Genomic DNA, 21,274 nt, shown 5'->3' on the forward strand with positions numbered 1-21,274 from the left:
CGTCATCCTTCCATCCTAAGCAGGACTGTCGTGGCGAGCGCGGCGAACACCATGGGCGCTGTCCAGGCGGCCAGGACCGGGGACAGAGCCCCCCCTTCGCCCAGCGCGTTCAGCAGCCCGTCCGTCACCAGGAAGAGCAGGCCGGCCCCGACGCTGGCGACCGTCAGGATCGCGCCCTCGCGGTTGCGGAAGTTCCCGAGCGCCACCGGCACGGACAGCAGCAGCATCACCAGTATGCCTACCGGTCCGGCGAACGCCTGTTGCAGGCGCACCGCATAGTAGCTGGCCGGGCGTTCCGAGCCGCCGCCCTCAAGGGCGCGGCGGGCGCTGGCCGCGCTTGGGGTCTGTTGCGGCGACAGCAGGACCTGAACGTCGGCCGGGCGCAACTTGCTGTCCCAGATCAGTTCGGCGGCCGAGGAGGTCATGGCCTTGTCCTCCGTGAAACGCGCCATTTTCGGATCGTGCAACCGCCAGGCGCCCGCGCCGTAGGTCGCCAAGGGGGCCTCGATACGCTCGGCCAGGGCGCCGGTCTCGTTGCGGCGATAGATCGTGACGTCGGTGAGGCGCGCGCCGGCGACGTCACTGGCCTGGGCCACGACGATGTCCGCCCCCGATCGGAACGGACGGGGGCCGGGGACCTCGTCGGTCTTGGGAGCTGTGTCGCTCCACCAGGCCTCCAGGATGGGATCGGTGCGGGGCGCGATCAATTCGACGGTCGCATAGTCGACCAGCATGATCAGCACGGCGGCGGGGGCGGCCATGCCGATCAGCCGATAGACCGACACCCCGGTGGCGCGCATGGCGATCACCGCGCTTTCGCGCGCCAGTTGGCCAAAGGCGAACAGGCCGCCGGCCAGGACGCTCAGCGGCGCGACCTGTTCGACGAGGCGTGGGAACCGCAGGGCGGCGTAGTAGGCGACGCCGCCGATCCCCAGGCCGCGATCGAGGATCTCGGTGGTTACGTCCAGCAGGTCCAGGATCTGCAGAACGCCCAGCAGGATGGCGGCCGCCGCGAGGATGCGCAGGGCGACCGTGCGCCGGACAAATTTTGCGAGGGTCATGCCGAGGCTCCCCGCTTGAGGCGGAGGGCGCCGAGCGCGCGACCGCAGCCATCGGTGACCGAGGCCATGAACAGGCTGATCGGCGTCTCGCCCGGGCGATTGCGGCTGCCAACGAACATCCAGACGCCGAAACCGGTGAACAGTATCAACGGCGTTCCGATCGCCGCGAAGGCCGGAACATGCCCGGCCTCGGCCAGGCTTTGGCCAAGCTGCAGCGAGTGCTGGAACGCCAGCAGCAGCACGCCGGCGAAGATCAGGCCGGGCGCGCGCCGCCCCCGCTTGGCGGCCAGGCCGAGCGGGAAAGCGATCAGCGGCAGGAAGGGCAGGAAGATCGCCCGCGCCAGGCGGGCATAGAGTTCGGCCAACACGGTGGCGCGCGGCAGCAGGCTGTTGTGGGACGTCGCCCGTTCGGCCAGTTCGCCCAGGGTCAGCTCGCGCTCGTCGCCGCCGCGGGCCCGGAGCAGGGCGCTGGAGCCGGCCAGGGGCGCCTTGGTTGTGAAGGTCTCGAATTGCAGGATGCTGAAATCGCCGGTCGCCGACTGGAGAATGCGGCGGCCATTGTGCAGGATCAGCGTCACGGTGGCGCGGTCGTCGGCGACATGCAGATCGGCCGACTGGGCGGTGATGACCTCTTCGCGCTTTTCAGGGGTGATCCGGCGGATGAACAGTCGCTCAAGCCTCTGGCCCTGCGGATCGGCCTGGTCGGCGGTCATGATGAGGTTTTCGTCGGTCACGAAGGCGCCGGCCTGGAGTTGGCCGTTCCAGCCGGCGGTGGCCACCGCATGCATGACCGCGCGATAGGCGTAGCGGCTATAGGGCTGGGCGTAGCCGAACACGATGATGCTGACGATCGCCAGCAGGACGCCGAGTCCGACGAACGGCGCCGCCAGCCGGGTCAGGGAAACACCGCTGGCCAGGAGGGCGTCGATCTCCGATCCGTCGCTCAGCTTGGTGATGACGATGAACAGCGCCACGAAGAACGCCACAGGCAGCGCCAGGCCGAAATAGTGCGGCACCAGCTGGCCGGTGAGTTGCACCACGAAGCCGAAACGGTCGCTGCTTTGTGACAGCAGGTCGAGCAGGCGCAGGGCGCGCTCCAGCAGCAGCGCCACCAGGGTCACGGCCAGGCAGGCCAGCATCGGGCCGGTTGTCAGCCGCAGGACATAGCGGTCGATCAGCGACAGGCCGAACCTGCGACCCTTGGGAGTTGTTTTGGTCGCGCTCACGCCACCCGCCATTCGTCGCGCCAAGCTTGAGCGAGGGTTTCGAGGGCCTCGGCGCTCAGTTCGACGGCGGTTCCGAGTGCTGGCGGCCCGGGCCAGCCGGCGTCGGGGAAGCTGTCGCCGGCATGCTCACGAACACCGTCGTAGCGGGGGATCACATGGAAGTGCACGTCGGGATCGACCATCATCAACATCAGATAGTTGATCTTCTCGTACTTCACCTTGTCCCGCAGCAATCGCTCGATTCCCTTGATGGCGACTTGCAGATCGGCGAAAGCCTCAGGGCTGACATTGGAGAACGCTTGGACCGGCTCCTTGCATACCAGGACCAGAGACCCAAATGTGGGCTGCTTGGGACGCACGAGCACCAGCCAATGGCTGGTTTCGGCCACCATCGTTCTTGGGAAGCCGAAGCTAATGGCGGTCTGGTTACTCATGAGCAGCCTGCTTATCTGGCGTCAGCCGCCGTGTCGCGCACCATAGGGAGTCGTCGATTTTCATGAAAGTCCGAACCGGCCTGACGGCCTCGGCCTTTGCGCTTCTCGTCTCGGCGGGGACGCCGGTCTTGGCGGCCGAGGATTGCGCCGGCAAGCCCAGCGAGCATCGTCTGACGGTCAGCGTCAGCAACATCCGCGCCGCGAAGGGCGAGGTGGCGATCACGATTTATCCGGACGACGCCAAGCGGTTCCTGGCGCCTAAGGGCAAACTGCTGCGCCAACGGGTTCCGGCCAGGACGCCGACGACCAGCACCTGTTTCTATCTGCCGGCGCCCGGCTTCTACGCCATCGCGGTCTATCACGACATCAACGCCGACCAGGACTTCAACCGCAGCCTCGTGGGCATGCCGACCGAAGGCTACGGCTTCTCAAACGACGCCCCGACAACGATCGGCCTGCCGGCGTACAACACCGTCAGGTTCCGCGTGCCGGCCGGACCGAGCCGAACGGCCTTGCGCATGCGTTACCCCTGAGCCGTGTCCAGCAGGTAGCTTCCCAGCGGTTCGAAGGCCCCGGTCTGGGGTGACAGGCCGCGTGCGACGACACGCATCTTTTGTTGGCCGGGGTCGATCTCGATGCCATGCCATCTGGCGGGCGGATGCTTTCCGTGACCGGCGGCGGAGGCGGACGGAACGCCGAGCACCGCGATAGCGCCGCTGGGGCCGGGCAGGGTGCTGACCGCCGCCTCATGGGCATGACCGTGCAGCACCAACTCGGCGCCCTGGTTTTTCAGCAGCGCTCGCAGCGCCGGCGCGTCCTCCAGGGACTTGCGCTTGGAGACGACGCCCGAGGCCGGCGGATGGTGGATCATGAGCACCCGGAACAATCCCTCTTGCCGCAACTGGCCTAGGATCGTCGCCAGCCGCGCCAACTGCGCCTCGCCGAGCCGTCCGGTCGCGAGCCACGGCGCTGTCGGCGTGGCCGAGCAGAGATTGACCAGCGCGACGGGGCCGCGCCGCCGGACCGCGGGAAAGGCCGTGTCGCCGGGATCTTCCATCCATTCGCGCCAGGGCGCGAAGCTGTCGGGGGCGTTCCGCGCCACCAGGGCGTCGTGGTTACCGGGGCTGAGGGTGATGTCCGATGCTGGGCCCAAAGTCTTCAGCCAGGCCCGCGCGGCGGCGAATTCGGCCTCTGTCGAGAAATTCGTCAGATCGCCGGTCAGCGCGATATGGTCGGGTGCGTAGGCGGCGATATCGGCGGTCAGCGCGTTTAGGACCTGCGGCTGATGCTCACGACCCTTACGTCGCCAGGCGATCGCGCTGAGCAGCCGCTTGGACACGAAGTCGGCTGGCTGCAGCGCGCCGGCCGGCGGCTGCAGATGGGGATCGGACAGATGGGCGAGGCGAAACAGTTGCAACGGAAGATGGTTTCTGGTCAGGCGGCGGCGAAGCTGATTATCAGTTCTCTATAATCACAAGTCGGTTGGCGGCATTGACGAAATCATCAGAAGCTACCGGCAAGGCCGGCCCCAGCGCCATCGCGGTCGGGGTCGCCGAGGGCCGTATCTGGGGGATGAGTTCGGCTGAGCGCCTACAGCGCATCTTTCGCCGGCTGGGTCTCGAAGAACACGCCGTCGCCGCGACCGACGACCAAGCCGTGCTCGCCGTCGATGCGCGGTGGGTGTTCGACGAGGCGCTGATCCGCGCCCTGGCGCAACAGCCCAATGTCATCCTGATCGACGACGAAGGCGTTCCGGCGGCGATCCACGGCGCTGGCGAGGCCATGCGCGCCGCGCTGGTACGCCTGGCCGCCGGCGAGGACCTCGCCGCCGTGGCGCCCGACTACCCGCGCCTGACCGCGCTCGAGGTCGGATCGACGTACAACAGCGAGCTGCGCAAGAAAGAGCCGCCGATCCTGCGTCGGTTGACGAGCGCCAATGTGCGCGATGTCGAGAAGCGGTTGTTCCAGGGCTCCTACAAAGGCGTCACCGACCTCGTCACCAAGTACGTCTGGCCAGCGCCGGCCCGGGTGGTGACACGCTGGTGCGCCTTGTCCGGAGTGACGCCGAACCAGGTGACTTTCGCCAGCTTCCTGCTGGTCCTGGCCGCCTTCGCCCTCTTCTGGACCGGCCACTTCGGCTGGGGGCTGGTAGCGGCCTGGGGCATGACCTTCCTCGACACCGTGGATGGCAAGCTCGCCCGCGTCACCCTGACCTCGTCGAAGATCGGCAATGTCCTCGACCACGGTATCGACCTGATCCACCCGCCCTTCTGGTGGTGGGCCTGGCTGGTCGGCGTCCAGGCGAGCCTGCATCCGCTCGGCCAGCCGGAACTGATCCTCGCCGTCATCGTGGTCGGCTATGTCGTGCAGCGTATATTCGAGGGCGTCTTCCTGGGCCTGTTCAAGGTCGAGATGCATGCCTGGCGGCCGTTCGACAGCTTCTTCCGGCTGATCACCGCGCGTCGCAACCCGAACCTCATCATGCTGACCGGCGCGAGCCTGGTGGGCCGTCCGGACATCGGCTTGCTGTTGGTGGCCATTTGGACGGCGCTGTCGCTGCTGGTCCACCTGATCCAGGTGCTGCAGGGGATGATGACACCGCGTGGCCAGGTGACGTCGTGGCTGGCGCGCTGACAAAGGTCGGCGTGGTCCACAATCCGCGGAGCCACGCCAATCGTCAGCAAGCCGCCGGAACTCCGCCAGAGGGGGTTTTCTGGGTCGAGCCGGCGACGCCGCGGGCCTTGGCGCAGGACATGCGGCGCTTTGCGGACGCTGGCGTCGATCTGCTGATTATCGACGGCGGTGACGGGACTGTGCGCGAGGTGTTGACCGCTTTGCCCGACGCCTATGGCGAACAGCCGCCAGTGCTGGCGGTGCTGGCCTCGGGCAAGACCAATATCCTGGCGCTGGACCTTGGGGCTCGGCGCGGTTGGGACCTCGACGCCATCCTGAGGCGGGCCGCTGAGGAGCAGCCCTTCTACAAGACCCGGACCCCGCTGGAGGTGAGTTGGACCGACCCAACTCGCCACGCGGTGCGCGGCTTCGTCTTCGGCCTGGGCGCGTTCGTGCGAGCCACCCAGATGTCCCAGTCGGTGCACAAGATGGGCGCCTATCACAGCCTGTCGGTGGCCCTGACCCTGGCCGGCGCGGCGTTCGGGACGCTGTTCGGCGGCCGGCGCGATCAATGGCGGCACGGCGTCCCCCTGACCGGGCAGCTTGATGATCGGCCGCTGCCGGTGGGCGAGCGGTTCGTGTTGATGGCCACCACGCTCAAACGTCTGCCGTTTGGCCTCAAGCCGTTCGGGCCGCCCACCGACGCGATGAAGGTGTTGGACGTCGACAATCCGCCGCGCCGGTTGCTCGCCGCGCTGCCGGCCTTGCTGGCCGGACACGCCGCGCCTTGGCTCGAGCGCAACGGCTACCGCCGACAGGAGGCCGTTCGCCTGTCGATCCTCGTTCCGGAGGCGGTGATCGTCGATGGCGAGGTGTTCCCAGGCGGTGAGATCGTGGTCCGCCGTGGCGCGCCGATGCGGTTCCTGGCGCCATGACGAACCTCCACGCCCTGGTCGCGGCCGAACTGGACGCCGCCGCGCCCGCCCACGCCGTAGTCATGGGCGCGGATCTGGCGCGTCGGTTCGCGAACTCCGGCGCGGTGTTGTTCTACGGATCGGTGCTGAGGACTGGTGATGTCGAGGGGGTCATGGATTTCTATGTCCTGACCACCGCGCCGCGTTCCGGTTTGCGGGGGCTCGCCGGTCGGCTGCTCTGGCCCGATGTCAGCTATCACGAGTTCGAGGCCGACGGCCGGGTCTACCGAGCCAAGGTGGCGTCGATGACGCTGGCCCAGTTCCAGCGGGCGGTGACCGGCAGCGGCGTCGACACCACGATCTGGACCCGCTTCGTCCAGCCCTGCGCCCTGGTCTGGACCGCCAGCACCGAGATCGCCGCGCAGGTGCGTCAATCCGTGGCCCAGGCCGCCGTCACCGCGGCGCGTTTCGCCGCCGTGGTCGGCCCTGCGAAAGGCCTGCCCCACGCCTACTGGACGGCGTTGTTTCGCCAAACCTACGCCGCCGAGTTCCGTGTCGAGGCCAGCGGCCGCGAGGCGCAGATCATCGCCAATGCGCCCGAGCGCTTCGACGCCATCCTGCCGGCCGCCTGGCGGGCGGGAGAGGTCGTCTATGAGGTAGAGGCGGGTGAGCTGCGTCCGATGCTCGACGGCGCGGAGCGGACGCGTCTGTTACGGGCTTGGCGGCTAAGGCGTCGGCTGGGCAAGCCGCTCAACCTGGCGCGGCTGGTCAAGGCCGCCTTCACCTTTGAAGGCGCCGGGCGCTATGCGGCGTGGAAGATCGAGCGGCACACAGGCGTGGCCATAACCGTGACACCCTGGCGGGAACGCCATGTCATCCTGGCGTCCCCGGGGGTGTTCTGGCAGCTCTGGAAGGCGCGGCGTAAGGCCTAGGCCAAGGCGCGCTTGGGTTCGTCCTTCAGCAGGCCGAACTCGCGCGAGACCTTTTCCACGACTTCCAGCACCCGCTCGATCTGCTCGGGCGTGTGGGCGGCGCTGACGCTGCTGCGCAGCAGCGGGCGGTTGTCGGGGGTGGCCGGCGGCAGGGCGAGGTTCAGGTAGACCCCGTTTTGCAGCAGAGCGTTCCACATGCCGATGGCGACGGCCTGGTCAGGCATGGCCACCGCGACGATCGGGCTGCAGTTCGGCCCGGTCGATAGGCCCAGATTGGTCAGGCCGTCGTAGAGGCGCTTGGCGTTGGCGTGCAGCTTGTGACGCAGGGCCGGGGTTTCCTGCACCTTGCGCAAGGCGGTCACCGTCGAGGCGACCACCGCCGGCGGCAGCGAGGCGGTGAACATGTAGGGGCGGCAGACGACGCGCATGACGTCGAAGCCTTCCATATCGGAGACGACGAAGCCGCCGACCGAACCCAGGCTCTTGGAGAATGTGCCGACGATGACGTCGACATCGGCCTCGACGCCGGCTTCTTCAGCCAGGCCGCGGCCGGTCGCGCCGAGCACGCCCATCGAGTGGGCCTCGTCGACCAGCAGATAGGCGCCCATTTCACGCTTCACCGCGACGATCTCTTTCAACGGGGCGACGTCGCCGACCATCGAATAGATGCCCTCGACCACGATCAGCTTCTCGCCGGGCGTGTCCTTCAGGCGGCGCAGCCGCTTGTAGAGGTCTTCAGGGTCGTTGTGGCGGAAGCGGGTGACCTCGGCATGGCCCATCCGCGCGCCGTCATAGATGCTGGCGTGGCTGTCGGCGTCGAGCAGCAGGTGGTCGTCGCGGCCGACCAGGCTGGATAGGACCCCTAGATTGGCCTGATAGCCGGTGGTGAACACCATGGCGTGGCGGCGGTCGTAATAGGCCTTTAGCGCGCTCTCGAGCGCCAGGTGGCCGTCATAGCTGCCGTTGGCGATCCGCGAGCCGGTCGTGCCGGTGCCGCCTTCGCGCACGGCGCGGACCGAATCCTCGATGCAATCGGGATCGAAGGTCAGCCCCAGATAGTTATTGGTGCCGAGCAGGATCGTCCGCTGCCCGCTGATCACGCCCTCGGTCGGCGAGATCACCGAGTCAAAGCGGACGCTGAACGGGTCAGCCGACGCCTGCCGGATCGCTTGGTAGGCGTCGCGGGACGCTGCGTGTCTATCGAGCAGAGCCATGCTCAAGCCTTGTTTCGAATGTTGTCGATCAGGGACGACAGGTCGCCGACGGTTTGAACTTCGCTGAGGCGGTCGATCGGGATCGAGATGTCGAACCGATCTTCCAGCTCCATGACGATGTTCATCAGTGCGAGCGAATCGACCGCGAGATCGCGGGAAATGTCCGAGGCGGCGGTCACGTGAACGCTGCGGCCAAGAACCACCTCAGCGGCGCGCGCGACTTCGAGCACGGTTGGGTTGGTGATCAAGTCCATGATTAACGATACGTCCCCCTCGAACGATCATCCGCGAACGTCGCATATTTGGCGTCGTCCGCCGAGTAGGTCCGCTGCATCTTTTCGCTGATTGTCGCTGAGTTGCCAAAGTTAACGCCACTGGACCGATAGCCCAGGACGCTGTGTAAGAAGCCGTTCGCGAGATCGTAGCGGGCAGCGGGAAGTTCAATAGGTTGCTCGCCGCGCGAGATCGACCAGTCTCTGTGCCTGATCTCGCGGACCTTGCCGAAACTGATCATGGGCGCGGGACCCGAACGTGGCGACAGCCGCCCGGCGGCCGCCGCGATGGCGAGCGCAAACCCTGGAATTTCAAGGAACACAGGCGATTTGTCGAAGACATCGGCGGCGGTCTGCATGACCTCGCGCCAGCTATAACCATCGGGCCGATGGTCCGAGAGGCTGACCTCGAGTGGGGTCTTTAGGGCGGCGATAGCGGCGATCTGCCGCGCCGCGTCCTGCACGTGCATCATGGCGATTCGCGCCTGGGGATCGAGCAGCGGCAGCACCGGGCTTGTGGCGGCGAGTTGAAACAGCGGCAGGGTCTCGGGGTCGTCTGGGCCATAGAGCGCCGGCGGCCGCACGATGGTGATTCGCTCACCCAGCACCGCGCGGGCGGCCTCTTCGCCGCCGTGCTTGCTGGCTGCGTAGTCGGAGAGAACCGGTTCGCGGGCGGTCAGGCTGGAGACCAGCAGCATCCGTCCTGTGGCTCGCTGGGCGACCCGGCGCGCGCCCTCGACATTCACCGCATTGAAGGCCTGGGCGGTCCAGCCCTTGGTCAGGCCCGCGCAATGGACGACCAGATCGGCGCCCCGGCAGAGCCGGTCGAGCGAGTCGTCGTTGGCGAGGTCGCCAAGCACGACCTCGATCTCCAGGTCACGCCAGAGCGGATGGATGATGTCGCGCCGAGCGAGAATTCTTACCCTCCACCCGTCAGCAGCGAGTTCGCGAACGAGGTGACGGCCCAGGAAGCCTGTGGCCCCCGTCACCGCCACCAGGCCGCGGGCCATGCTAGGCGGTCGGCCCCGCGCCGAGCTCGGCGAGATAGGCGGTCTTGGCGCGCGAGCGGCTGAGCTTGCCCGACGAAGTCTGGGGCAGGGCATGGCCGCCCACCAGCTTCACCTGTGGCTCGACGCTGTGACGCAAGCGCAGCAGGTCGGTCACGTCCTGGACCAGGCGCTGGCGAACTTCCGGATCGCTGCTGCGGCACTGGACCAGCACGATCTCCGCCTCTACGCCATCGGTGGGCGCCGAGAAGGCCGCGACATCGCCGCTGCGCAGGCCCGCGATCTCGGCCTCGGCGGTCCATTCCAGGTCCTGCGGCCAGATGTTTCGGCCGTTCAGGATGATGAGGTCCTTGCTGCGGCCGGTCAGCACGATCTGGCCGTCGGAGAGGTAGCCGATGTCGCCGGTGTCCAACCACCCATCGGCCGACAGCACATGGCTGGTCACCTCGGGCTGCTCGAAGTAGCCGACCATTAGGCTGGGGCCGCGCGCGAACACCCGCCCGACCTGGCGTTCGGCCAGGACTGCGCCGCGATCATCGCGGATCTGCAGTTCGTGACCGGGGAGGGCGGGGCCGTTGCGGGCGAAATCGCGGGTGCGGGCCGACTCCGGCGCCTCGATCGCCACGCCGTCCTTTTCCAGGCGTTCGACGTCCAAGGTCTCGGCGATCAGGCCCTCGCCCAGCGGGGCCATGGCGAGGGCGAGCGTCGCCTCAGCCATGCCGTAGCTCGCCACGAAGGCGGTGGGGGAGAAGCCGGCGCCGGCGAACCGCTCGGCGAAGTCCTTGAGCGGCTTGGTGCGGATCATGTCGCCGCCCAGGCCGGCGATCCGCCAGCCGGAAAGGTCGAGATGGTCGAGCGCCGCGTTCTCGCCGCGCCGGGCGCAGAGTTCGTAGCCGAAGGTCGGGCTGTAGGAGATCGTCGCCCCGTTGCGGCCGATCAGATCGAGCCAGAGCAGCGGGCGGCGAACGAAGGCCCCGGTCGGCATCAGGTCGACCGACATCTGGGCGGCCAGCGGGCTCAGCAGGAAACCCACCAAGCCCATGTCGTGATAGAGCGGCAGCCAGGAAATGGCCCGGTCCTGCGGGCGCACCTGCAGGCCGTCGCGGGTGATCGCGACAGCGTTGGCCATTAGGGCGCGATGGGTGACGAGCACGCCCGTCGGGAACCGCGTGCTGCCGGACGAGAACTGCAGATAGCAGGGGCCGTCGGCGACGATGGCCGGCAGGGCCTCGCCGCCCGAGGCTGGAAGTTCAGCCAGCGGACCTGCGAAGACCAGCTCCTGGCCCTCGGCGATCTCCTTCAACCAGGCGTCCATCGAAGCTGGGCCGAGCAGGGCGCCGGCCTTGGCGGAAGTCAGCATGCGGCGGATCTGGTCGAGATAGACGGCGCGACCGCCGAGCGGCGCGGGCAGCGGCAGCGGCGCTGGCACAAGCCCGGCATATTGGCAGGCGAAAAAGGCGCGGACGAAGTCGGTGTCGGTCTCGGCGATCAGCCCGACCCGGTCACCGGGCTTCAGGCCGGCGGCCAGCAGGCGCCCGGCGATCTCATGGGCCGCCGCCCGCAACGCGCGATAGGGTAAGGCTTCGGCGAGTTCGCCGCGCAGCCCATAGAGATTGACGCCTGTCTCGCCCTGGGCGGCGAAATCCAGCGCCTCCACCAGGGTGGAGAAGTCGGCCAGGCGAATGGCGCGGTCGGGCGCGGTGGGCGTAATCATGACAGGTCGGCTTTCGCCCGCTTCCGGCTGGTAACGCAAGAGTTTACTACGCGCCGCGCGACGGGTCTTTAGGCCGCATCACCCGCATCAGGCTCCAGAACATCCCCAGCGCCGTGGCGAGGGACGCCCCGACCAGAGCCGCGCCGGCGCCTGGAAGTCCATGTGCGTTCACGATCGGCGAGAGCGTCGCCAGGAAAACCGCCGCCACCACCAGCCGCACCTGCAGCACCGCGCCGGGCCGGCCCATCGAGACCAGCATGGGTTCCAGCGGCAAGGCCCAGACCCCGATCACCGCCGCGCCCACCTGCCAGACCATGGTCTGCGACGCGCTGGCGAAGTCCTTACCCATTACGAGGGCCAGCAGCGGCTCGCCGGCGAACACCGCGACCAGCAGCAGCAGGGTCGCGAAGCCGCCGCCGATCACCCCCACCCGCAGGGCCAGGCGCTGCATGACCGCCTCGCCGCCCGAGGCGCGAAGCTTGGCGAGTTCGGGATACATCGCTGGAATGAGCAGCCGCGCGGGCTTGGCCATGGCGTCGGCGATCTGCCGCGCCACCCGCCACAGCCCGGCCTCGGTCGGGCCGAGGAGGGCGCCGACCGCCAGGGTGGCGACATGGGTGAACGCCACCTCGACGCTGGCGCTGGCGTTGGTCGCGACGGCGAAGCGCCAGGCGCCCGGCATGCCGGCCGTCAGCGGCCCCGACCAGGAGAAGCCGGACAGCAGGTCGCGGCGGCGCAGTTCCCGCCAGGCGATGACGCTCACATAGATGAAGCCGGCCAGGGTGCCCGCGCCCCAGACCAGCAGGAAGAACGAGACCGGCGCGTCGATCAGGAACCCAACCCCGCCGCCAATCAAACGGATCAGCGAACTGATCGCGGCTTGCACTGAAAGCAGGCCGAAGCGGTCGAACAGACGCAGCAGCCCGATCTGGGTCGCCGGCACCATGAAGGCGATGGTGATCGCATAGAGCGCGGCCGGACCTTCCATGGCCTGCGGCATGCCGAGCAGCGATCCGAACAGCAGCACCCCGACCGCCCCGATCGCCACACCGCCGACGGCGCTGACAATGTCGAGGACCAGGCCGAACCGGATGACCCGCTGGAAGTCGTCGCGCCGCCCCTCGGCCAGCGGCGCGGGGCCGAACTGCAGCACGGTCTGCCAGGACTGGAACCGGGCCACGTCGCCGATGAACTGCGCGAAGGTGTTGATCAGCACCAGGACGCCGAAATTGGCGACCCCCAGGCTGCGTGCCGCCAGCGCCATGTAGCCCAGGCTGATCACCGCATTGAGCGTGCGCCCACCGAGCAGCATCCCGGCATTGGCGAGGACCCGGCCAAGCAGGCCATCCTTGGCCGGGGAACTTGCGGTCATGGGACGGGCTGTCCGCCCAACCGCACGGCGATAGCTTCGGCCGCTCGCAGCGAAGAGGACCGCGGCTGGAGGTCGAAGCTCGAGGCGAAACCGGCCCTTTGCTCGGCCAGATATTCGCCGTGGCTGGCCATCGCCGAGGCGACCGCGTCCGGCAGGGCCTGCACATGATCGAGCACCGGGCCATAGCGCCAATGCCGGTAGCTTTCGTCGCCGACCCAGTCGACCTGATGCGCATTGAGGAAGATCGCGGGCTTGGGCTTGCGCAGGAACTCGTAGATCTGGCTGCTGACGTCGCCCAGATAGACGTCTGCGACCCGCGTATAGGTCATGTCGATGGCGGCCGGGCCGCCGAGATCGATGTGGATGCGCGGGTGATCGCCGAACCGCTCCAGCGGTCCGAGGTCCGGGGCGCCAGCTTGGTCGAATAGCCGCACATGCGGGGCGAAGATCAGGTTGTAGCGATCGTCGGCGGCGAACCGCTCAAGCACCTCTATGCCCCAGCGGGGCCAGGAACTCAGTTTTGGATCGAAGTGCGGATTGTAGAGGACGATCGGCCGTTGATCGGAGAAGGGGTTCTTCGGCTCCGGCGACAGCGCCTCGACGATATCGAACTTGGGATATCCGACCATGGCGCAGTTCTCCGGCGCCACCAGGCCGCTCTCGACCATGCGGTCACGCTGCTTGGGACCAGCCGCCATCACCAGATCAAAAAGCCCAAGCCTGGGTTCGAACGGGCCGCCACGGTCCCCGGCGCCATGCTGGGTATAGACGAGCTTGGGCCGCTTGACGCGGAGCCGGCGCAGCAGCGCCGTCGTCCGCTCCGGGGTCACGACGGCGTCGTACCGCGCGAGGGTTCGCGCATTGGCGATCAGCATGGCGGCCTTGGGCGGCGTCGTGGCCCGGCCCGGCCGGATCTCGCGCAGCCACTTGGGTCCCAGCAGCTTGCGGGTCAGCGGCGCGGCGCCGAGCTTTCCCAGCGCGTCATCGATATAGTCCAGGTGCGCTTGAGATGTCGCAGCCAGGTGGACATCGAACTGCGGCCAGTTGCGGGCCAGTTCGATGGCGATGGGCAGGCTGTGCAGGATCTGGTGCGTCTGCGCGATGTAGAGAAAGCAGATCTTGGGCGCGGGCGCGGTCATGGCGTGTGCGGATTGGCGCAGTCTTCGAGCGACCGCAATGGATCTTTCAGTTCGCGTGTCACGATGCCCCCAAGGCCAAGGCGGCTTCGTCTAGCGGGGCGGCGGGGTCAGACGTCCGCTCACGCCGCCCTTGAGGATCAGGCGATCGCCCTTGTTCTCCACGGTGTAGGAGCCCGATTGGACCTGAGCGTCATCGCGATCGATCTGCAGGCCGGTTTGGCCGCTGACGACGCCTGTGAGGGTGTCGATACGGGCTTGGTCCGCCGAAAAGCGCGATCCGGCTCCGTTGTCCATCTTCACATCGCCGGTCAGGACAATGGTGTGGCCGGGCTCGTCATAGACGCCGGACTTGGCCGTCGCCTGCTTGGTCCGGCCCTCGACGGTGTGGAGCGTGAGGACTGGGTCGGCGATGAGGATCCGGCCGGCCTGTTTCTCATCGCGCACGCCCTCGCGGCCGGTGATGCTGAAGGCCCGTCCATCGGGGTTCGTGCCGGAGAAGTGCGGCTTCAGCATCTTGGAGATTTGGGCCGGCTCGGCTTCCTCGGTCGGCGCCGACATCGTGCTGAGCCCAACCTGCACGATGCACGCGATCAGCAGCGCGCCAGCCGTGATGGGCAGCGCCCAGCGCAGGGTCCTGACATTGGCCAGGCGCCTCTCGCGCCGCCGCGCGTTGATCGGCATGCCTACAGCTCGAAGCGACATTGACCCGGATCTCCTGACCGGTCCCCGGCTTGGCGGCCAAGGACTCGGAACATCTTTACGCTCGTGCGCCACATACAAGGTCTGGCGCCGACCGTCTTCGCCACTATCTCACAAGCTCCATCAGTCGCCACGGAAGAACCAAGGTTGATCGCGAGATGACGTCCCCATCCAATTTGGCGCATGCGTCCCGGGGCGAAGCCGAATGCTGAACTTCATCCTCGCTCCGCTTGGGATTCTCCTCATCGGCTTTGGCGCCGTGGGGCTGTTTTGGGCTCTGCGGAAGAGCCGCGCGCGCAATGAGCCAAAAGTCAGCGAGACGGCTCCGACCACCGATCCAACGCTTCCGGGCGAGAACCGGGACTGAATTTCCGCCTCCGACGCCGCCAGGGTTAACAACTCTTAGATGCGCTCCTGAGGCTTGCCATCGGTACTGTTGGCAGGTCCAACTGGATGGACGCCTTCTCCGCTGATTTCGGGCGGGAGGGTTTTCATGACGTCGAGGACGCATGAGTGGCATGGCGGGGATTGGGGTTTATCAATGATTTCAGTTGGTAATTCGAGTTCACATTTGGGTCTTTCAAGGCGGGCGCCTAAGCGAGCTTGGCTCACATCGCTAGCCCTGGCCGCGACACTGGCCCTTGGCTTCTCGCAGCCAAGTCGCGCCGACCAGCCGGCAAGCAACGGCGGGGCGACGCTCTTTCAGAACGTGCGCGTCTTCAACGGCAAGAGCACGGCGCTTTCAGCGCCTTCCAACGTACTGGTCCGGGGTAACACCATCGCGCGGATCTCCACGGGGCCGATCGACCCTGCTGGGGCGCGGGTTATCGACGGCGCCGGCCGCACCCTGATGCCGGGTCTCACCGACGCGCACTGGCACGCCATGATGATCCGCGCGACGCCCGCTTTGCTGCTGGGCAGCGACGTGGGTTACACGACGCTGTTGGCGGCCGGTGAAGCGACGGCCACGCTCATGCGAGGGTTCACGACCGTTCGGGACATGGGCGGTCCATCGTTCTCGCTGAAGCGCGCGATTGACGAGGGCGCGCTGCCCGGTCCCCGCATCTATCCCTCGGGCGCGATGATCACGGTCACCAGCGGCCATGGCGACTTCCGACAGCTCATCGATCTGCCCCGGGCCATGGGCGAGCATAGCCGGGTCGAGGAGCTTGGCGGCGCGGCGATCGCCGACAGTCCTGACGAAGTGCGGCTGCGGGTGCGTGAGCAACTGATGCTCGGGTCTTCACAGATCAAGCTGACGGCCGGCGGCGGCGTGGCCTCGCCCCACAGCCCGCTCGATGTCGCCACCTTCACCGAGGAGGAGCTTCACGCCGCGGTCGAGGCGGCCGGGAACTGGGGCACTTTCGTCTGCACCCACGCCTACACCTCGATCTCCGTACAACGCTCGATCGCGGCCGGGGTGAAGTGCATCGAACATGCGCACTTGATAGACGACGCCACCGCCCGGTTGATAGCCGAGAAGGGCATCTGGCTCAGCACCCAACCCTTCGTCGACATCGGGGGGGCGGCCGCCCTGGGACCGGCCGAACAGGCGCAGATGCGTCAGGTCGTCGCCGGCACCGACCGGCTCTACAATCTGGTCCGGAAGTACAAGATCAAGACCGCATTCGGCACCGACATCCTGTTTTCACAGGCGCTTGCTGAGCGCCAAGGCCAGGGCTTGGTCGATCTGACCCGCTGGTACACCCCTGCCGAGGCGTTGATCATGGCGACCTCGACGAACGGAGAGCTGTTCGCCATGACCGGCCTGCGCAACCCCTATCCCGGCAAGATCGGGGTGGTGGAAGAAGGCGCGCTCGCCGACCTGCTGTTGGTCGACGGCGATCCGCTGGCGGACATCAAGCTCGTTGCGGATCCGGACAAGAACTTCCGGATCATCATGAAGGACGGCAAGATCTACAAGGACACGCTGGCCAACTGACCTTCGCGGCGTTCGCCGGCTGGCCTCGTCCTGGAGGGCTTGTCGGCGAATGTCGTCCGGGTTTTCCTGCCGTCGAATCCAGATCGCGGGGAGGCGACGATGACGCTGCGGACTCAAAAGGTCTGGAACGATCCAGAATACCTGCGGGCGGAGCAGTACCGCGACTCCTCGAACCTTGCCGCGCGGGCGAACCTCCATACCAAGTACGGACGGGGCGACTGGTTCGCCTGGGTTGCTGGGCAACCGGCATGGCCGGCGGACGGTCGGGTTCTGGAGCTAGGCTGTGGGGCGGGGTGGTTCTGGGCCAACGCCACGCCGCAGGTTCCCGTAGGGCTCGATCTGACGTTGACCGACCTGTCGCCGGGCATGGTCGAAGAAGCCACCCAGCGCGTAAGCGGGCTCTCGCGATGGGCGGCGGTGGAGGGCCGGGCGGTCGACGCCTCGGCCTTGCCGTTCGCTGACGCCAGCTTCGACGTCGTTCAGGCGCTGCACATGCTCTACCACCTGCCAGACCCCGCCCAGGGCGTGGACGAGATCGTCCGGGTCCTACGGCCTGGCGGCCTGGCGGTGATCGCCACCAATGGACGCGACACCATGTCCGAGCTGTTCGCCCTGAACGCCGCGGTGTTCGGCGGCGCTGCGCGGGACGAGACCATCGACGCCTTCAGTCTGGAAGCGGCAGAGCCGATGCTGCGGGCGCGGTTCGCAGAGGTGGAGTATCGCGCCTATCCCGACACGCTGCGGATCACCGACCCAGCTGACGTCTACGGCTATCTCACCTCAAGTCCGCCGGGCGATGGCGCCGGCCCCGACCAGGCGGCGGCTCTGCGCCGGGTGATAGACGATGCCTTCGCCAAGGGCGGCGGGGCCTTGACGGTGACCAAGTCGGTCGGTGTGTTCCTATGCCGAAAAGCCGGCTGACCGCCCAATAGAAAGCGCGCCGGCCTTGCGACCGGCGCGCCCCTAGATTCGTCCGTCTAGCTAGTCGCGCAGGCTGGCCGGGACCACGCCGCCGTTGTTGGCGAGAGCGACCCAGACGGCCTTTTGCAAGGCGATGTTCTGCTCCGCGCTGCCGTGAGGGCCGGCCGCGACGCCGAGTTCGGCGGCCAGTTCCTTGCGGGCGTCGAGGCTGGAATCCAGATCGAGCATCTTCAGCAGGTCGACGATAGATGTCCGCCAGTTGCCGCCGCCACCCTTCTGGGCCGCGAGTTCGACCAGCACCACTTCCACATTCACCGGCTCAGGCGGGGGTGGGGGCGGAGCGGCCGCGGCCGGGGCTGCCGTGGGTGCGGCCGCCGGGGCTGCTGGCGCGGCCTCCGGTTTCTTGCGGTGAAGAACTTTGTCCATGATCGAGCTGAAAATGCCCATGAGCCCGGCTCCCTTGATTGCTGGTCAAATCGTAAAGCTTCGCCTTGGATAGAGTTCCGCGTCAGAAACCTTTGGTGATCGCGACGCCATAGAGGCGCGGGTCGAGCAGGAAGACGCTGCGGGTCGCGCCCAGGTTCTCGTCATTGATGTCGAAGCCAACGCTGGTGTTGTTATCCATCATATTTTTCACGAAAAGTTGGACGTTCAGGTCGATGTCCGCATTGGCGAAGATCAAGCTGGCGTTGACGTTCTCCCAGGCCTTGATGCGGTCGAAGAAGGCGTTGTTGTAACGCATGTAGCTCTCGGACTGGCGGTAGTAGTCGCCGCGCAGGGTGGCGTTCCAGCCGTTCGGCAACTCCCACCGGTACTGGGCGCCCAGCGAGATCGTCCACTCCGGCGCATTGGGCAGTTCATTGCCAGACAGATCCTGGATGATCCCTTCACCCGCGCCGCTGGCGAAGCGCGAGACGTTGGGGCCGTAGTTGTAGACGCCGTTGACCAGGGCGCTGGCCGTCGCCGCCGGCACGCCGGCCCCGATGAGCCGCCCGCCGATAGTCGATCCGGTCATGCTGGGTCCCGCGCAGGCTAGGTTGGCCAGCAAGGCCGGGCCGCCGGGCGCCCGCAGCAGGTTGGCGACACCGGCGGCGTTCAGGATGCAGCCGCCATTGGTGGAGTTGGCGTAGATATAGTTCGCGTCGCCCTGGGTCCGGTTGAAGGTGTCGACGACCTTGCCTTCTTCGATCTCGGTGTGGAGGTAGCCGATATTGGCGTTGAGCCGCAGGTTGTCGATCGGCTCCCAGATGGATTCCAGTTCTGCGCCATAGATCTCGGCGTCGATATTCTCGTTATAGACCGAGCGGTTCACGCTGCGGCCGATCTGATAGCCCTGGTACTTGTAGTAGAACCCGGTGAGGTTCAGCAGCAGCCGCCCGCCGGCCAAGGTGTTCTTCGTGCCGACTTCGTAGGCGTTGACGAATTCCGGCTCGTAGGTCGGGTTGAGGCCGAGCGCCACGACGCCGGGCGGGTTGAATCCGCCGCCTTTGTAGCCCTTGGAGTAGGACGCATAGACCAGGGTCTGCTCGGTGAAGCTGAGGTCGGGCGACCAGTCGACGGTTAGCCGGCCCGTGGTTTCCTGGAATTCGACGCTCTGGGGCGTGGTGAAGCTGGGGCCGCGGCCCGGGGTGAACAGGGTCGAACCGCTGCCTCGGGTCCACTTCTCGTCGTCGGTGTAGCGCAGGCCCAGCGTGACCCTGATGTCGTTCGTGGCCTGCCAATAGACCTCGCCGAACACCGCCTTGGACTTCAGCTTGTACTCGCTCAGGCTGACGAAATAGTTGTGGCCGGTGAAGTCGGGCTCGCGCAACGGATCGACATAGGCCGCCGGCTGGACGACGCGGACCGCCGCGGTCGCCGCGTTGGTGGCGACATAGGTGATGCTGCTGGCCTTGTAGTCGATGTAGATCCCGCCGACGTTGAAGTTGATCGGGCCATCGAAGTTCGACTGCAGCCGTAGTTCCTGGCTCCACTGTTCGTTGTGGCCGGTGCCGCCGCTCTCGCTCATCAGCCGGTCGGTCAGACCAAGTTGCGGGTCGTTCAGCGTGCCGTTCGGCGTGAACGCCGTGACCCCGAAGGGCACGGACGAATAGCCGCCCGTGGAGTCGCCGCGCGAGTAGTTTTCGTTCTCGTTGTAGCTGGTCAGCGAGGTGGCGGTCAGGGTGGGGGTGACGTCCCACTCCAGGTTCAGGGTGTAGATGTCGGTGTGCGGCCGATAGGTGGGCCGGCCATAGACCTCGATTTCGCGCAGATCGCGCGAGATGGTCTTGCCGGCGAAGGCGTCAGTGCCCTGCAACCCGATCTGCCGGGCGATGATGCCGGTGAAGGTCGAGAGCTGGTTGGTCGTCCCGTAGACGTCCTGGCCATAGACCGAGGCGGGCAGGCAGCCCTGGGTGAACGCGGCCTGTGCCGCGCCGGTCGGCACGCCGCCGACGCTGGTGAGGCCAAGGTCCTTGGCGCAGAGCTGCTTGCGCGCGCCGCGGGTGTCGTCCTCCGAGAAGGTGTCCCACAGCAGGAAGCCGCGGAAGTTCTCGCTCGGGGTGAAGCCCAAGGTGACGCGGCCGGCCCAGATCTGCCGGTCGTCGATGTCTTGGCCGTTCAGGGTGTTGCTGGTGTAGCCGCTGCGCTGGAGCGCGAAGCCCGCCAGCCGCAGCTGGAACATGTCGCCCAGCGGCACATTGATGAAGCCCTGGTACTTCAGGCTGTCGAAGTTGCCGAACTCGGCGGTGATCGAGGCGTCGAAGGTGTCGACCGGCTTGTTGGTGATGACATTGACCACCCCGCCGGTGGCGTTGCGGCCGAACAGCGTGCCCTGCGGGCCGCGCAGCACCTCGACACGCTCGACGTCGTAGAACTCGGCGTCGGCTAGTCGGTTGGAGGTCAGCGGCACGTTGTTGTGGTGCACGCCCACCCCGTCGTCGCCGCCGGTCGAGACCAGCTGCGCCCCGACCCCGCGAATCTGGAAGTTGGTGCGCAGCGAGCGCCGGGTGAAGGTGAGATTCGGGACGGACTGGACTAGGTCGCCGGCGGTGTCGATGCCCTTGGCGCGCAGCGCCTCTTCGCTGAAGGCCGACACGGCGATCGGCACGTCTTGGACCGACTCCTCCCGCTTCGTGGCGGTGACGATCAGTTCTTCGATCAGCGGGCCGCCGCTCGAAGACTGAGCCCATGCGGGCGAGGACCAGACAAGCGCGCACACGGACGCGGAAGCCAACAAGACCTTGGTCATTCTTCCCTCCCTGGCCCCCGATTATTGGCGGGGGTCTTATTGTTGACGGTCCTCGGCAAGCGGGGCCGTTCAAGAGGAAAGCTAAGGTAGTATCTTACGCTGCGTCAAACGACCTGTGATTACAGTATCGCCCGGCTAGGTTGTGTCGTCGATATTAGGCGAACTGAAGCGTGTGATTAGCCGAACGGCTTTTCTAAGCTTGGCTGTGGCTGGGTGAACCATGCGGCGCCGTCGACCGTCACATGGAAATGGTCTTCCAGCCGCACGCCGAAGGCATCGGGGATGACGATCATCGGTTCGTTGGAGAAGCACATGCCGGGCGCTAGCGGGGTCTTGTCGCCGCGCACCAGATATGGCGCTTCATGGATCGATAGGCCGATCCCATGGCCGGTGCGGTGCGGCAGGCCCGGCAGGTCGTAGTCGGGGCTCATGCCGCCAGCCACCAGGACGCGGCGCGCGACAGCGTCGATTTCCTCGCAGGGCACGCCGGGCTTCACGGCGGCGAAGGCCGCGGCCTGGGCCTGCTTTTCCAGGTTCCAGATGCGCTTCTGCTCGGGCGTGGCCTCGCCGAACACATAGGTGCGG

The 21,274-nt window shown here is 66.9% G+C and carries 20 protein-coding genes; 6 read left to right on the plus strand and 14 right to left on the minus strand.

Annotated elements, in window-relative coordinates:
- Window positions 1–2 precede the first annotated feature (2 nt).
- From Q7T84_RS19420 to Q7T84_RS19430, 3 genes are read right to left on the minus strand one after another with little or no spacing between them, the layout of a single operon-like run.
- Window positions 3–1,061 (minus strand): LptF/LptG family permease, encoded by a 1,059-nt coding sequence (locus Q7T84_RS19420; protein WP_304812300.1) that lies wholly within the window; start codon window positions 1,059–1,061, stop codon window positions 3–5.
- On the minus strand, window positions 1,058–2,287 hold the full coding sequence (locus Q7T84_RS19425) for an LptF/LptG family permease (RefSeq protein ID WP_370653691.1): 1,230 nt from the start codon (window positions 2,285–2,287) through the stop codon (window positions 1,058–1,060). Before Q7T84_RS19425 ends, Q7T84_RS19420 begins: the two co-directional genes overlap by 4 nt.
- Window positions 2,284–2,721 (minus strand): HIT family protein, encoded by a 438-nt coding sequence (locus tag Q7T84_RS19430; RefSeq protein WP_304812302.1) that lies wholly within the window; start codon window positions 2,719–2,721, stop codon window positions 2,284–2,286. The genes Q7T84_RS19425 and Q7T84_RS19430 overlap by 4 nt, the downstream gene beginning before the upstream one ends.
- 62 nt (window positions 2,722–2,783) lie before the next feature.
- Here Q7T84_RS19430 and Q7T84_RS19435 point away from each other — a divergent pair, with 62 nt between their 5' ends.
- Entirely contained in the window at window positions 2,784–3,254 is a 471-nt protein-coding gene (locus Q7T84_RS19435; RefSeq protein ID WP_304812304.1) for a DUF2141 domain-containing protein, read from the plus strand.
- Here Q7T84_RS19435 and Q7T84_RS19440 read toward each other — a convergent pair.
- A complete protein-coding gene (locus Q7T84_RS19440) occupies window positions 3,245–4,138 on the minus strand; it encodes a metallophosphoesterase (RefSeq protein ID WP_304812306.1) in 894 nt (297 codons plus the stop codon). The two genes, Q7T84_RS19435 and Q7T84_RS19440, sit on opposite strands and share 10 nt — an antisense overlap.
- 74 nt (window positions 4,139–4,212) lie before the next feature.
- Between Q7T84_RS19440 and Q7T84_RS19445 the strand changes: the two genes are divergently transcribed.
- From Q7T84_RS19445 to Q7T84_RS19455, 3 genes are read left to right on the plus strand one after another with little or no spacing between them, the layout of a single operon-like run.
- Window positions 4,213–5,355, plus strand: coding sequence for a CDP-alcohol phosphatidyltransferase family protein (locus Q7T84_RS19445; RefSeq protein ID WP_304812308.1), 1,143 nt, complete (start codon window positions 4,213–4,215; stop codon window positions 5,353–5,355).
- Window positions 5,340–6,269 (plus strand): diacylglycerol kinase family protein, encoded by a 930-nt coding sequence (locus tag Q7T84_RS19450; protein ID WP_304812310.1) that lies wholly within the window; start codon window positions 5,340–5,342, stop codon window positions 6,267–6,269. The genes Q7T84_RS19445 and Q7T84_RS19450 overlap by 16 nt, the downstream gene beginning before the upstream one ends.
- Entirely contained in the window at window positions 6,266–7,180 is a 915-nt protein-coding gene (locus Q7T84_RS19455; protein WP_304812312.1) for a hypothetical protein, read from the plus strand. Before Q7T84_RS19450 ends, Q7T84_RS19455 begins: the two co-directional genes overlap by 4 nt.
- Here the strand turns inward: Q7T84_RS19455 and Q7T84_RS19460 are convergent.
- The 7 genes from Q7T84_RS19460 to lptC all read right to left on the minus strand — a co-directional run bounded on the left by Q7T84_RS19460 (window position 7,177) and on the right by lptC (window position 14,600).
- Window positions 7,177–8,394: a pyridoxal phosphate-dependent aminotransferase family protein gene (locus Q7T84_RS19460; protein WP_304812315.1), complete on the minus strand. Its 1,218-nt coding sequence runs from the start codon at window positions 8,392–8,394 to the stop codon at window positions 7,177–7,179. The two genes, Q7T84_RS19455 and Q7T84_RS19460, sit on opposite strands and share 4 nt — an antisense overlap.
- Before the next feature lie 2 nt (window positions 8,395–8,396).
- A complete protein-coding gene (locus Q7T84_RS19465) occupies window positions 8,397–8,648 on the minus strand; it encodes an acyl carrier protein (RefSeq protein ID WP_304812317.1) in 252 nt (83 codons plus the stop codon).
- Between the two features lie 2 nt (window positions 8,649–8,650).
- Window positions 8,651–9,676, minus strand: a complete 1,026-nt coding sequence (locus Q7T84_RS19470; RefSeq protein ID WP_304812319.1) for an NAD(P)-dependent oxidoreductase — start codon at window positions 9,674–9,676, stop codon at window positions 8,651–8,653.
- A 1-nt stretch (window position 9,677) separates the two neighbouring features.
- Window positions 9,678–11,387, minus strand: a complete 1,710-nt coding sequence (locus Q7T84_RS19475; RefSeq protein ID WP_304812321.1) for a fatty acyl-AMP ligase — start codon at window positions 11,385–11,387, stop codon at window positions 9,678–9,680.
- 46 nt (window positions 11,388–11,433) lie between these two features.
- Window positions 11,434–12,759, minus strand: a complete 1,326-nt coding sequence (locus Q7T84_RS19480; RefSeq protein WP_304812324.1) for a lipopolysaccharide biosynthesis protein — start codon at window positions 12,757–12,759, stop codon at window positions 11,434–11,436.
- Entirely contained in the window at window positions 12,756–13,898 is a 1,143-nt protein-coding gene (locus Q7T84_RS19485) for a glycerophosphotransferase (protein ID WP_304812327.1), read from the minus strand. Before Q7T84_RS19485 ends, Q7T84_RS19480 begins: the two co-directional genes overlap by 4 nt.
- 90 nt (window positions 13,899–13,988) lie before the next feature.
- Complete coding sequence (lptC, locus tag Q7T84_RS19490; RefSeq protein WP_304812330.1) at window positions 13,989–14,600, minus strand: LPS export ABC transporter periplasmic protein LptC; 612 nt, start codon at window positions 14,598–14,600, stop codon at window positions 13,989–13,991.
- Window positions 14,601–15,306: 706 nt separating this feature from the next.
- Between lptC and Q7T84_RS19495 the strand changes: the two genes are divergently transcribed.
- Both Q7T84_RS19495 and Q7T84_RS19500 read left to right on the plus strand, forming a co-directional pair.
- Window positions 15,307–16,539 carry an amidohydrolase family protein gene (locus Q7T84_RS19495; protein WP_304812333.1) on the plus strand — a complete coding sequence of 411 codons (1,233 nt, stop codon included), beginning with the start codon at window positions 15,307–15,309 and terminating at the stop codon, window positions 16,537–16,539.
- A 99-nt stretch (window positions 16,540–16,638) separates the two neighbouring features.
- A complete protein-coding gene (locus Q7T84_RS19500) occupies window positions 16,639–17,460 on the plus strand; it encodes a class I SAM-dependent methyltransferase (protein WP_304812336.1) in 822 nt (273 codons plus the stop codon).
- 60 nt (window positions 17,461–17,520) lie between these two features.
- Here Q7T84_RS19500 and Q7T84_RS19505 read toward each other — a convergent pair whose 3' ends face one another.
- From Q7T84_RS19505 to Q7T84_RS19515, 3 genes are all read right to left on the minus strand, one after another.
- On the minus strand, window positions 17,521–17,907 hold the full coding sequence (locus tag Q7T84_RS19505; RefSeq protein ID WP_304812339.1) for a DUF3597 family protein: 387 nt from the start codon (window positions 17,905–17,907) through the stop codon (window positions 17,521–17,523).
- Window positions 17,908–17,968: 61 nt separating this feature from the next.
- The gene (locus tag Q7T84_RS19510) at window positions 17,969–20,689 is read right to left on the minus strand and encodes a TonB-dependent receptor (protein ID WP_304812341.1); all 2,721 of its coding nucleotides are present in this window, start codon (window positions 20,687–20,689) and stop codon (window positions 17,969–17,971) included.
- Window positions 20,690–20,865: 176 nt separating this feature from the next.
- The coding region (locus Q7T84_RS19515) for a Xaa-Pro peptidase family protein (RefSeq protein ID WP_304812343.1) at window positions 20,866–21,274 on the minus strand (409 nt) is incomplete at its 5' end.

The organism is Phenylobacterium sp. (genome assembly GCF_030654915.1).
Classification (GTDB): Bacteria; Pseudomonadota; Alphaproteobacteria; order Caulobacterales; family Caulobacteraceae; genus Phenylobacterium.